The following is a 12408-nucleotide window of genomic DNA, read 5'->3' on the forward strand; positions in this document are numbered from 1 at the left end:
CCGTTGACAGGGTGCAGGGCTTAGTAGCCGCCGCGACCGCCGCCGCCACCGCCGTAGCCGCCACCGCCGGAGCGATCGCCGCCACCGCCGTAGCCGCCACCACCGGAACGGCCACCGCCGTAGCCGCCACCGCCGGAGCGATCACCGCCACCGCCGTAACCGCCACCACCACCGAAACCACCGGTACGTGGAGGACGTGCCTCCATCGGACGGGCTTCGTTCACGGTGATGCTACGGCCACCCAAAGACTGGCCATTCATGCCAGCGATAGCAGCTTGTGCTTCGGCATCGCTGCCCATTTCGACAAAGCCGAAACCTTTAGAACGACCTGTGTCGCGTTCCATCATGACTTTGGCGCTGGTGATGGCGCCGAATTCGCCGAAAGCCTGTTGCAGGTCTTCGTCGCGGACGGTGTACGGCAGGTTGCCGACGTAAAGTTTATTGCCCATGGAGGACTCCTCAGAAATACAAAAAACAAAGCGATGGGGTCCCGAAAGCACAACAAACTGAAAACTGCCGCCGTAGCGCGCGAAACTGACCGATCACCTGACTTGTGCCGTTTTTTATGACGTACACGCACGCATTATGGGGCATAGATCAGCTTGCGGGGGGGTTTATGCCATTTGCAGCACCGAAGTCTGTGGCAAATCTGCAGGCACTTCATAGTCCGCCACGATCCAGGCACGGCTGGAGTGCTCAGCGTTTTCATGCAAAAAGTCTTTGATCACCCGTATGGAGGCTTGGTCGAGCGAGACAAAGGGCTGATCCAGCAAGGTGACCGTTGCGCCTGATGCCAAGGCCGCCACCAGCATCACTTTGCGGCGGCTGCCGGTGGAGAGCATGTACAGCGGTTTGTGGCGGTGCCGTTCCATGTCGAGTGCTTCGGACAGGTCTTGCAGCAGTTCGCTGCTCCATTGGGGGTATCGCGTTTGCAGTTGGTCCCAGCAGGCTTGCACGGTGGTCTGGTCGTGCTCAGGGCCCTTCAGATCAGCCCAGAAGACGCCGCCAGGTGGCGTTTGGATGGTGCCGCTCAGGGGCTGTAAATCACCCGCCAACAGCCGCAGCAGGGTGGTTTTGCCACAACCTTCGTCGCCACACACCCAGCTCAGGCCCGCAGGCCAAGAGAAATTCAGGTCTTGAAAGACCGCTTGGGCAGCAGGCCCCCCGCTCAGGTTGTGGGCTTGCAGACAAAAGGGGGCGAAATGGGTGGGTGAAGACGACATGGCTCAATCCTAGCAAGACCGGGCCTGCCTAGAATGCCAGCGTGACCTCAACGCTTTACAAAATTCCCCAATCCGTTCTGGTGGTGATCTATACCCCCAGCGGTCAGGTCTTGCTGATTCGCCGGGCTGACGCGGGCACGTGGCAGTCGGTCACGGGCAGCAAGGATTTTCTGGACGAAGACTGGGCCGACACCGCTGCGCGTGAGGTGTTTGAAGAAACCGGCATCGATGCGCGGCACCCCCAATGCCGCTTGCAAGACTGGCAGCTTGAAAACGTGTACGACATTTACCCGGCTTGGCGCTGGCGTTACCACCCTGATGTGAGCCGCAATACCGAGCGGGTGTTTGGGCTGAGCGTGCCCGAACAGACGCCCATTACCCTGAGCCCGGCCGAGCACACCGACTGGCAATGGCTGCATTGGCAGGCCGCAGCGGACCATTGTTTCTCGCCGTCCAACGCCGAGGCCATTTTGATGCTGCCGCGTTTTCAAAACCGGATCGGCCTTTGATGCCCCAGCGACACGAACACCCCATCTTGCGCGTGGCCACCTACAACATCCACAAGGGTGTGCAGGGCTTAGGGCCTGCGCGGCGGCTTGAGATTCACAACCTGGCCCAAGCGGTGGAACAGCTCGACGCCGACATCGTGTGCCTGCAAGAGGTGCGCCGCATGCACCGCCGCGAAGAGCGTTATTTTTCTCACTGGCCCAGCCAGCCGCAAGCCGACTATCTGGCCCCTGAAGGCTATGAGTCGGTTTACCGCACCAACGCCATCACCCGCCATGGCGAGCATGGCAATGCCTTGTTGTCGCGCTGGCCCGTGCTGTCGCACCAGCACCAGGACATGTCGGACCACCGCTTTGAGCAGCGAGGCTTGTTGCACACCACCGTTCAGGTGGTCGACCGCGTGGTGCATGTGCTCGTGGTGCATTTGGGCCTGGTGCCTGCCAGTCGGGTGCGTCAGGTGGTGCAGTTGCTGGCCTTCATTGAGCAGACGATCCCACCCGATGCGCCCGTGTTGGTGGCGGGCGACTTCAATGACTGGGGCACGGGCTTGGGGCGGCGCATGGCCGGGGCAGGCTTTCGTGAATGGCGAGAGCAGCCCACGCCGACTTACCCATCGCGTTTGCCTTTGAACCAGCTCGACCATGTGTATGCAAGGGGGCTGACCCCTGTTCACGCCATGGCACCGGCGGGACGCATTTGGCAACGCATGTCGGACCATCTGCCCTTGGTCGCCGAGTTCGCTTGGACGGACTGAGCATGCGCCACAGCCCGCCCTTGCGAGACGGTCATCAGATCCGCTTGATCGAAGGCGGGCAAGGCTATTTCGAGGCGTTGGTCTCTGCGCTGGAACAGGCCCGGTCGCAGGTGCACATCGAAACCTACATTTTTGATTTTCATGGTGCTGCCGCCATGGTGGCCGAGGCCTTGGAGCGGGCCGCCCTGCGGGGCTTGCGGGTTTGGGTGGTGGTGGATGGGGTGGGCACCCCCGGCTTGCCGCCGGAGTGGCGTGACCGATTTGCCCGTGCGGGGGTGGACTGGCGCGTGTATTCGCCCTTGGGCACTTTGGGCTTGTTGATCCCGAGCCGTTGGCGGCGCTTGCACCGCAAGCTGTGCGTGATCGATGGGCATCTGGCTTTTTGCGGCGGCATCAACATCCTGGACGATTGGTATGACCCTCATCACGGGGCTTTGGTACACCCCCGGCTGGACTTTGCCGTGTGCGCGCGCGGCGCTTTGGTTCAGCAAATGCAGGAAACCATGGCGCAACTGTGGTGGCGCATTCAGGGGGTGCGGCATGTCAGGCAGCAGCAGTTTCCCGAGGCGTTCAGCTCCTTTCGGGCGGCGGGCCTGCATTTGCCCTGGACGCACGAAGACGCGCACGCGCTGGATGGCCGTCTGGTGGCCAAAGCCGGGTTGCTGCTGCGTGACAACGTGTTGAACCGCAGCCAGATCGAACGGGCTTATTTGAAGGCGATTGGTGCAGCCCGGCATGAAATCGTCATCGCGAACGCCTATTTTTTGCCCGGCCGCCGCTTGCGCAAAGCCCTGATCCACGCGGCGCAGCGGGGTGTGCGGGTACGCTTGCTGTTGCAGGGGCGCTACGAATACTTCATGCAGTACCACGCTGTCCGCCCTGTGTATGGCGTGTTGCTGGCCGCTGGCATCGAGATCCACGAGTACAAGGCCAGCTTTTTGCATGCCAAAGTGGCCGTGATTGACCCGAACAACGACCGGCCCTGGGCCACGGTGGGGTCGTCCAACCTGGACCCGCTCAGTTTGCTGTTGGCGCGTGAGGCCAATGTGGTGGTGGCGGACAAGGCTTTTGCCCAGCAGCTTTACCAGCGTTTGCATCTGGCCATCGAGCAGCAAAGCCAGCCAGTGGTGGCTGCGGTTTATGTTCTAAGGCCCTGGCAACAAAGGCTGCGTGACCGGGTGGCCTTTGGCTTGATGCGGCTGGCGCTGTTTTTGAGCGGTAACCGCTACTGAGCGGGTGATCCACCCCTGCCAGGCATGGGCCTTATGTCTCAGGTGAAGCAGGGGTATCAATCGCTGTTACGATCATTGCCATGTTAATGAAAGCCCCAGACGCCATGACTGCTTCTGCCGCCACGCCCGAAGACGAAGGCGTACCCGTTTCCGTCAAGATCCGCGAACGCATCAACGCGGCCCGCAAACGCTTCCACGCCAATGACAACATTGCCGAGTTCATCGAACCCGGCGAGTTGGAAAAGCTGCTGGACGAAGTGACGACCAAGATGGCGGGCGTGCTCGACAGCCTGGTGATCGACACCGTGAACGACCACAACACCGGCGACACCGCCCGCCGTGTGGCCAAGATGTACCTCAAGGAAGTGTTCAAAGGCCGCTATGTCGAAGGCCCGGAGATCACCGAATTCCCCAACGCCGAGCACCTCAACGAGCTGATGATCGTCGGCCCCATCACCGTGCGCAGCGCTTGCAGCCACCACTTTTGCCCGGTGATTGGCAAGATCTGGATCGGCGTGCTGCCCAACGAGCACACCAACGTGATTGGTCTGTCCAAATACGCCCGTCTGGCCGAATGGATCATGGGCCGCCCTCAGATCCAGGAAGAAGCCGTGGTCCAGCTGGCCGACCTGATCCAGCGCAAAACCCAGCCTGATGGCCTGGCCATCGTCATGGAAGCCAGCCACTACTGCATGGGCTGGCGCGGTGTGAAAGACATGGACAGCAAGATGATCAACTCGGTCATGCGAGGAGCCTTCCTCAAAGACCCGAACCTGCGCCGTGAATTTTTGTCATTGATTCCCAAATAAGGACTGACCATGTTGGTACGCCTGCTTTACGCCAGCCGAGTGGTGGATTCCCGCCCGGAAACCATCGACGCCATCCTGACCCAGTCGCGCCAGTACAACCCGTCCAGCGGCATCACAGGCATCCTGTGCTACGGTGGCGGCATCTTTTTGCAAGCCATCGAAGGTGGCCGCAACGCCGTGAGCGAACTGTATGGTCACATCCAGAAAGATGTGCGCCACAAAGACGTGGTCTTGCTGCATTACGAAGAAATCAGTGAACGCCGCTTCGGTGGCTGGACCATGGGCCAGGTCGATGCCTCGCGTGTGAACACCAACATCCTGCTCAAGTACTCCGAGCGCGCTGAGCTAGACCCTTACAGCGTCTCGGGCAAAGTCTCTCTGGCCTTGCTCGAAGAGCTGATGGCCACTGCATCCATCATCGGCCGCGCCTGATCCGATGCAGCTCATCGGCTGCGATTTTTCCAGCAGTCCCAGCAAGCGTAAACCCATTGTGCTGGCGCTGGGCAATGCCCGGCAGGGCAGGGTGCAACTGCAAGCCCTGCACACCTTTGAAACCCTGAACGCATTCGGCCATTGGTTGGCGCAGCCTGCCGACTGGGTGGGCGGTTTTGATTTGCCCTTTGGCTTGCCGCGTGAACTGGTGGAAAGCCTGGGCTGGCCCACCGACTGGGCGGCCTGCATGGACCACTATGGCGCGCTGGAGCGCCCCCAAATTCGCGAACAGTTTGCGGCGTTTTGCAACGCCCGCCCCGTGGGTGGCAAGTTTGCCCACCGCGCCGCTGACCGGCCCGCAGGCTCCAGCCCCTCCATGAAATGGGTCAACCCGCCAGTGGCCTACATGCTGCACGCGGGCGTGCCCCTGTTGCGCCAAGCGGGTGTGCACCTGCCCGGCCTGCACGCAGGCGACACCCGCCGCGTGGCGCTGGAAGCCTACCCCGGCCTGCTGGCGCGTGAGGTCTTGGGCAACCAAAGCTACAAAAGTGACGACAAAGCCAAACAAACCCCCGAGCGCTTGCTGGCCCGGCGTGAACTGCTCAGCGCCTTGGAGCGCGGCCAGACCCGACTGGGCCTGCGCCTGGTGGCCAGCAACGCCCTGTTGGGGCGCTTGGCAGATGACGCCAGCGGCGATGCCCTGGACGCCACCTTGTGCCTGATGCAAGCGGCCTGGGCGCAGCAACAGCACGAAGCCGGGCATCCGCAATACGGCCTGCCGCCGTGCGACCCACTCGAAGGCTGGATCGTCACCGCCTGATGCTGCCACATCTTGTAGGAGCCAGCCCTGCTGGCGATGGGGTGGTTGTGTAACTGCGGTCTATTGCTTGCAGGGCAAGCTCCTACGGTCGACTCAGCGTTCCGTTTCCAGATCCGGAATCCGGTTGAACGCGATGCGCATCGGCGCGGCGTCCAGCGCGTGGTGGGCGCTGGCAAAGTACACCGCGTTCTTGCCATAAGTGCGGTTGAGCACGTCCATGGCCGACATCAGTCGGGTCCGGTCGCGGTGAACTTCTTGGTTTTGCCTTGTCTGCGCAGCACGGGCGGTGGGTTCATCTTCAAGCGAATCAAACAAATCCGGTGTGTGCTGACTCGCCAGCACCAGCCCGCACAGCTGCACGCCCACAGCTTGCGGGCGCTGCAGCAGGTGCAAGCCGCTGAACCAAAGCTGGTCGAGCGTGTGCAGCAAAAAGCCCGTGTCTTGCGTCTCGCCCACATGCACAGCGCGCTCGCCACCGGCCTCGCGTTGCCAACGGTGGTCGCAGCGCACAAACACCTGCATGGCCGTGGCATAAAAACCTTGCTTGCGCAGCCGCATGGCCGCCTTTTGCGTTAAGCGGTGCAGCACTTGGTGCGCGCCTGTGGGGTGGCGCAAATCGGGCGGCAGCACATGCGAATGCCCAAGCGAGCGCGCTACCGTGGCGCGTGGCCCGTACCACTGGCCGCGCAGCCTGTCGTACATGTCGGAACCCGCCAGCCCGCCCCAGGCCGTGTGCAGCAAATCACGCGGCGCGGCATACAGCTGTTCCATGGTCTCGATGCCGCAACGCGACAGGCGCTCGCGCATGCGGGGGCCAATGCCTTGCAGGGCCGAGAGCTTGAGGGGTAACAGCCGCTCGGGCAATTCGTGCTGCTCGATCACCGTCAGGCCATCGGGCTTGTGCATGTCGCTGGCCAGCTTGCCCAGCAGCGTGTTGGGCGCAATGCCAATCGAGGTGCGCATGCACTCGCCCACCTCGGCCAGCAGCGCCGCCTTGATCTGCTGGGCCAGCGCCACAGCGCGTTCACGCTCACGCCAGCGACCGGTCAGCTCGCACTCCATCTCGTCAATGCTCACCACCTGCCGCACTTGCGCCAACCGGTCCACCACGGCCACGGCCTGCTGGTGCACCTGCACATACTTCGCGTGGTCAGCCAACACCAGCGCAATGCCCGGACACATCCGTTTGGCGTCGGCCACCCGCGTGCCCGTTTTGACACCAAAAGCCTTGGCCTCAATGCTGGCCGCAATGCAACTCGACGAATCTGCCATGACCGGCACCACCCCCACCGGCCGCCCACGCAAGGCCGGATCGAGCTGCTGCTCGACCGAAGCGAAGTAGCTGTTGAAGTCGATGAAGAGGGAGCGAAGCATGGCAATATACTGTATTTATGTACAGTATATTGTCAACCTGAAAAATTTAAAACAGAGAGGAAGAGTCATGCGGACGCTGATAATTACCCGCCGCAGGTGACCGCACCGATGACGGCACGGCAACCTGCCCCGAGGCCGATGGGATGTGGCGGCAGCAGGGCGGGCAGTGTTTGTTCTTTCACAAAACCGACAAGGCTTTTTGATGTTTGGCAGTTTCTTTCTTTCACGCCGTTGGGCCTTGTGGGCTTGGGGTGGTTTGTTGGTGTTGGTGGCGCTGGTGTTCATCACGGTGCAGCAGACGGTCAAGCTCAACACCTGGTACGGCCAGTTTTACGACCTGTTGCAAAAGCCCGAGCAAGCAGGCGGGTTGGCCATGTTTTGGGGTTTCATGCAGCAGTTCGCGTGGATCGCGTTCCCCTACATGCTGCTGCGCAGTCTGGAAACGTACCTCGCCTCGCACTACGCCTTTCGTTGGCGTCAGGCCATGACCGAGGTGTATTTGCCGCGTTGGCAAAAGACCAGTGAGACGGTCGAAGGCGCTTCGCAGCGCATTCAAGAAGACTGCATGCGCTTTGCCCGCCAAACCGAAAATCTGGGGCTGGGCTTGGTGCGGGCAGTGCTGACGCTGGCCTCGTTCATCCCGATTTTGTGGGCGCTGTCCAAGGGGATGGCGATTGCCTGGCTGCAGTTTGAGGGCTCGCTGTTTTGGGTGGCTTTGACCACCGCCTTGGGCGGCACCGTGCTGTCGTGGTTTGTGGGCATTCGCCTGCCGGGGCTCGAATACAACAACCAAAAGACCGAAGCCGCATTGCGCAAGAATTTGGTGTATGCCGAAGACGACCGCAGCCGCATGGATTTGCCCACCGTGCTGAACTTGTTCACAGGGGTGCGGCTGAACAACTTCCGTTTGTTCAACCACTATGCTTACTTCAATCTCTGGAGCAATTTTTACAGCCAGACGATGGTGATCTTTCCTTACCTGCTGATGGGGCCGTCGCTGTTCACCGGGCTGATCACGCTGGGCGTGATCCAGCAGGTCAGCAATGCGTTTGGCAAGGTGAACGAGGCTTTTTCATACCTGATCGAGCGCTGGACCGACATCACCGAGCTGCGCTCGATTCACAAGCGCTTGACCGAATTTGAAAAGGGCTTGGCCTGAACCGAGGCCGATGGGCCGATCCGTGCGCCTCAGATGGCTGCAGCGGCCATGTCTGAAGGCAGCGGGTCCAGTGCCTTGAGTGCTTGAATGGCCTCGGCGTCGGTGCGGTACATCTTGAGGAATGGCCCTTCGTCCAGTTCGCCTGCGCGGTGCAAAGCGTTTTCTACAGGCAGCTTGATGCCGCTGATGTGCAGGGTGATGTCCCGGCTAGACAGCTGCCGGTGCAGTTGCCCAAAGGTTTCTACGCCTGTGGCATCGATGCGGTTGATCGGGTGTGCAAACAGGCACACATGTTTTGTGTCGCGGTGACGCGCCAGGTGATCGGCGATGGCGCGCTCAAAGTCGCTTGCGGCAGCAAAGTCCAGCTCGGCGTCCATGCGCAGCGCATACAGGTGCTGCGCCAAGGGCGCTAGCTTCCACAAATGCCGGTCGCGCAGGCTGCCATCAGCATGCAGGCCCACTTCGATGATGCGCGGGTGCAAGCGGGTGTGCAAAAAGTGGCTCAAACCCACCAACACACCGGTCATCACGCCCCAGTAAATGCGCGGTGCGGTGGCCAAGGTGATGGCAAAGGTCACGCCTGCGGTGATCGTTTCGATGCGGTCAATGCGCCAGAGCTTCACGAACTGCCGGGGCTGGAACAGGTTGAGCACGGCCACGATGACCGCTGCGGCCATGACCGAGCGCGGCACGTATTGCAAGGCGGGCATGAGGATCAGCAAGGCCAGCAGCACAAACCCAACCGATGCCACCACGGCCCAGCCAGACCGTGCGCCGGAATACAGCATGAGCGCAGAGCGAGAAAACGAGGTGCTGGTCGGGAAGCTGCCCGAAAACGCCGAGGCCAGTTTGGCCAACCCCTGGCTGAAGAGTTCGGTGCTGTCGTCCCAGCGTTTGCCGTCGCGCTGGCATTCAATGCGGGCGCTGGAGGCGGTTTCCAAAAAGCTCACCAGCGCAATCACCATGGCGGGCACCCACAACTGGTTGAGCACCTCCAAGCCAGGCCAGTGGGGCCAGTAAAAGCTGGGCAAGCCCGAGGGCAGCAGCCCCACGATGGCACCGTGTTCTGCATAGCCGGTGGCATGGCCCACAGCCGAGGCTGCGCCCATCACCAGCATGATGCCCGGCCAGCGCGGTTTGAATTTGCGCAGCAGCAACAAGGCGACCAGACTGGCCAAGCCAAACAGCGCAGGCCAACCGGTCAGCCAGGTGGACCATGTGGTCACGTCCCAGTTCCAGGCCTTGATGCCCAGCAACGCGGGCACCTGCGAGGCCATGATCAGCAAGGAAGCGGCTTGGGTAAAACCCATCATGACGGGGGCACTGACCAGGTTGATGAGCCAGCCGTAATGGCCCAGGCCCAGCAGCAGCTGGATGGCCCCGGACAGCAGCGACAACCACACCGCCAGCGCCACCCACTCGGGCGAGCCGGGCTCGGCCATGCCTGTCAATGAGGCGCCAATCAGGACACAGGTCAAGGCTGCCGGACCTACCGACAAGCGGTTGGCGCTGCCAAAAAGCACGGCCAGAAGGGCCGGAATCAGGCAGGTGTAAAGCCCGGTCACCAAGGGCATGCCCGCCAGGCCCGCATAGGCCACAGCTTGCGGCACCATGACCAGCGCCACAGTCAGACCCGCCAACACCTCGGCGCGCGCCAGGGGGCCGGTCAGGCGGGGCCATTGCTTGAAGGTGAGGAATCGTTCTAGATAAGCCATGCCCGATCTTAGCCGCCTGCGTTTCAGCGCTGTGGCATGTCTTTGACCGAGTAGCCCAGGCTGATGGTGGCGTCTTCGGGGATGGCGGGCACGGTGGTGTCCCAGGCTTCCCAGGCTTGGCGCATGGCCTCCAGCCGAGCGGGCTCGCGCTTGGCCAGGTTGGCCCGTTCGCGCTCGTCGGCCGGGATGTTGAACAGGTAATCGTTGCCGTCGACCCGCAGGTATTTGTAGTCACCCATGCGCAGGGCGCGCTGGCCCCGGTGGTTCATGCGCCAATACAGGGGCCGCTCGAACTGATGCTGTGCGTCGCGCAACACGGGGAGCATGGACACCCCGTCAAAGGGCAAGTCGTCATGGGCCTTGGCACCAGCCAGCTCGACCATGGTGGCCGACCAGTCCATGGTCATGCAGTGCTGTGTGGAGGTGCCCCCGGGTGCGATGACGGCGGGCCAGTGCGCGATCCACGGCACACGGATGCCGCCTTCGGTCAGGTCCATCTTGCCGCCCACCAGCGGCCAGTTGTCGCTGAAGCGCTCGCCGCCGTTGTCGCTGGTGAAGACGATCAAGGTGTTGTCCAGTTGTCCGGTTTTTTTCAGCGCGTCCACCACCCAGCCAATGCCTTCGTCCATGTGGTGGATCATGCGGTGGTAGGTGTGGATGTTGCCGCCGTGCAGGTGGAACAGGTTGTCTTTGACCTCCTGGGCCAATGCGTGGTCTTCGCGGGTTTCCCAGGGCCAGTGCGGTGCGGTGTAGTGCAGGCTCAAAAAGAAGGGCGTGCCCTGCGCAGCGCCCGGGGCCATGCGCTCGACGTAGTCAACCGCTCGTTTGGAAATCAGGTCGGTCAGGTAGCCGTCTTCGGGCGTTTCGTCTTCGCCGCTGTACAGATCGTGCGCACCGCTGGAAGCGCAGTGGGTGAAATAGTCCACCCCACCCGACATGGGGCCAAAGAATTCTTCGTAGCCCGACTTGAGGGGGCTGAAATGCGGCGGGTAGCCCAGGTGCCATTTGCCAATCAATGCCGTGCGGTAGCCGCTGGCCTTGAGCAGAGACGGCAGCGTGGGGTGCTCGGGCGGCAAGCCCAGCACCGCGCTGCCTTTGCTCTTGCTGTTGATGGGCTCGTCGGCACCGCCACGCAGGCGGTACTGGTAGCGGGCCGTCATGAGCGCAAATCGCGTGGGTGAGCACACGGGGGAGTTGGAATAGCCTTGCGTGAACTTGAGGCCCGCAGCAGCGAGCTGGTCGAGCACGGGCGAGACCTTGCCGAACTTCGCGTCACGGCCGCCGTAGCAGCCCAGGTCGGCAAAGCCGAGGTCGTCGGCCACGATGAAGATGATGTTGGGGCGTTGTGTCATGGGTGTTTTCATGCAAAAAATCAGTCGACTTTCATGCCCGTGGACTTGACCACGCGGCCATAGCGCAGGGACTGGTCGCTCAGGCGTTTGACGGCGTCCGGTCCAATCAGGCCTTCGTAGAACAAATCCATGCCCGCCAGTTGGCTCTGTGTGTCGGGGCGCTTCAAGGCCTCGGTGAAGGCTTTTTGCAGCAACTGCACCACAGGCTCGGGCGTGGCGGCGGGCACCATGGCGATGTAGAGCACCTCCAGCTCCAAGTCCTTCAAGCCCACTTCGGCCACGGTGGGAATCTCGAGGGCCGAGCGTGAACGCTGGCGGCTGGTCACGGCCAGGGCGGTGATCTTGCCCGTCTTGACGTAGGGCAGCATGCCCGGCGTGGCCAGCACGCCCGCATCGACTTCACCTGCCAATACGGCGGTCACGGCCGGTGTGTTGCCTTTGTAGGGCACATGCTGGATCTTGATGTTCGCGGCGTCCATGAAGATTTCGGCTGCCAGATGGCCCGGGCTGCCGCTGCCTGCGCTGCTGAAGTTCAGGCCTTTGCCTTTGCCCTGGGCGATCAGGTCTTTGAGCGTTTTGAAGCCGGTGCTGGGGTGTGCGCCCACCAGCAAGCCCGACGAGACCATGACCATGATGGGCTTGAGGTCCGCAGCCTTGAATGCCATGTTTTTGTAGATGTAAGGGTTGACCGTGAAGGTCGTGTCGATGCCGAACAGCACGGTGTACCCATCGGCCGGGCTTTTGGCGACGTAGTCGGCCCCGATGTTGCCGCCTGCGCCGGCCTTGTTTTCCACGACCACGGGTTGCTTGGTTTGGGTGGTGATGAACTCACCCACGCTGCGTGCCAGAAAATCGGCCGGGCCACCTGCCGGAAAGTTGGTGACGAATTTGATGGGTTTGCTGGGGTAGCTTTGCGCCCATGCGGGAACTGAAAAGGTGCACGCGGCAATGCTCAAGCACAGTGCTGTGCGCCAAGTGTGGAGGGAGATTTTCATAAAGACTCGTGAACGTGTGGGGGATTCCCAGCGACA

The 12408-nt window shown here is 61.9% G+C and carries 13 protein-coding genes; 7 read left to right on the top strand and 6 right to left on the bottom strand.

The annotated features are described in order from the left end of the window. Positions 1–20: 20 nt before the first annotated feature. Positions 21–449 (bottom strand): RNA recognition motif domain-containing protein, encoded by a 429-nt coding sequence (locus ACZ5VE_RS02200; protein ID WP_019430095.1) that lies wholly within the window; start codon positions 447–449, stop codon positions 21–23. A gap of 165 nt (positions 450–614) precedes the next feature. Then, complete coding sequence (locus tag ACZ5VE_RS02205; RefSeq protein WP_464456453.1) at positions 615–1223, bottom strand: ABC transporter ATP-binding protein; 609 nt, start codon at positions 1221–1223, stop codon at positions 615–617. Between the two features lie 41 nt (positions 1224–1264). On the opposite strand from ACZ5VE_RS02205, the gene nudB reads away from it, so the two are divergent. From nudB to ACZ5VE_RS02235, 6 genes are all read left to right on the top strand, one after another. Further along, positions 1265–1732, top strand: coding sequence for a dihydroneopterin triphosphate diphosphatase (gene nudB / locus ACZ5VE_RS02210; protein ID WP_464456454.1), 468 nt, complete (start codon positions 1265–1267; stop codon positions 1730–1732). Beyond that, positions 1732–2484, top strand: coding sequence for an endonuclease/exonuclease/phosphatase family protein (locus ACZ5VE_RS02215; RefSeq protein WP_464456455.1), 753 nt, complete (start codon positions 1732–1734; stop codon positions 2482–2484). The genes nudB and ACZ5VE_RS02215 overlap by 1 nt, the downstream gene beginning before the upstream one ends. Before the next feature lie 2 nt (positions 2485–2486). After that, positions 2487–3716 (top strand): cardiolipin synthase ClsB, encoded by a 1230-nt coding sequence (clsB, locus tag ACZ5VE_RS02220; protein WP_464456456.1) that lies wholly within the window; start codon positions 2487–2489, stop codon positions 3714–3716. An 86-nt stretch (positions 3717–3802) separates the two neighbouring features. Next, entirely contained in the window at positions 3803–4525 is a 723-nt protein-coding gene (folE, locus tag ACZ5VE_RS02225; RefSeq protein WP_464456457.1) for a GTP cyclohydrolase I, read from the top strand. A gap of 9 nt (positions 4526–4534) precedes the next feature. Further along, complete coding sequence (locus ACZ5VE_RS02230; protein ID WP_464456458.1) at positions 4535–4957, top strand: BLUF domain-containing protein; 423 nt, start codon at positions 4535–4537, stop codon at positions 4955–4957. 4 nt (positions 4958–4961) lie between these two features. Beyond that, positions 4962–5777: a DUF429 domain-containing protein gene (locus tag ACZ5VE_RS02235; RefSeq protein ID WP_464456459.1), complete on the top strand. Its 816-nt coding sequence runs from the start codon at positions 4962–4964 to the stop codon at positions 5775–5777. Positions 5778–5870: 93 nt separating this feature from the next. Here ACZ5VE_RS02235 and ACZ5VE_RS02240 read toward each other — a convergent pair whose 3' ends face one another. Continuing rightward, positions 5871–7151: a Y-family DNA polymerase gene (locus ACZ5VE_RS02240; protein WP_464456460.1), complete on the bottom strand. Its 1281-nt coding sequence runs from the start codon at positions 7149–7151 to the stop codon at positions 5871–5873. Between the two features lie 202 nt (positions 7152–7353). Between ACZ5VE_RS02240 and ACZ5VE_RS02245 the strand changes: the two genes are divergently transcribed. Further along, positions 7354–8310, top strand: a complete 957-nt coding sequence (locus ACZ5VE_RS02245; protein ID WP_464456461.1) for a putative transporter — start codon at positions 7354–7356, stop codon at positions 8308–8310. 29 nt (positions 8311–8339) lie between these two features. On the opposite strand, the gene ACZ5VE_RS02250 is transcribed toward ACZ5VE_RS02245, so the two are convergent. The 3 genes from ACZ5VE_RS02250 to ACZ5VE_RS02260 are packed head-to-tail and all read right to left on the bottom strand — an operon-like array spanning position 8340 to position 12372. Then, complete coding sequence (locus tag ACZ5VE_RS02250; RefSeq protein ID WP_464456462.1) at positions 8340–10025, bottom strand: SulP family inorganic anion transporter; 1686 nt, start codon at positions 10023–10025, stop codon at positions 8340–8342. A 23-nt stretch (positions 10026–10048) separates the two neighbouring features. After that, complete coding sequence (locus ACZ5VE_RS02255) at positions 10049–11377, bottom strand: sulfatase family protein (protein ID WP_464456463.1); 1329 nt, start codon at positions 11375–11377, stop codon at positions 10049–10051. 20 nt (positions 11378–11397) lie between these two features. Further along, positions 11398–12372: a Bug family tripartite tricarboxylate transporter substrate binding protein gene (locus tag ACZ5VE_RS02260; protein ID WP_464456464.1), complete on the bottom strand. Its 975-nt coding sequence runs from the start codon at positions 12370–12372 to the stop codon at positions 11398–11400. Positions 12373–12408 lie beyond the last annotated feature (36 nt).

It is taken from the genome of Limnohabitans sp. INBF003 (assembly GCF_055396645.1).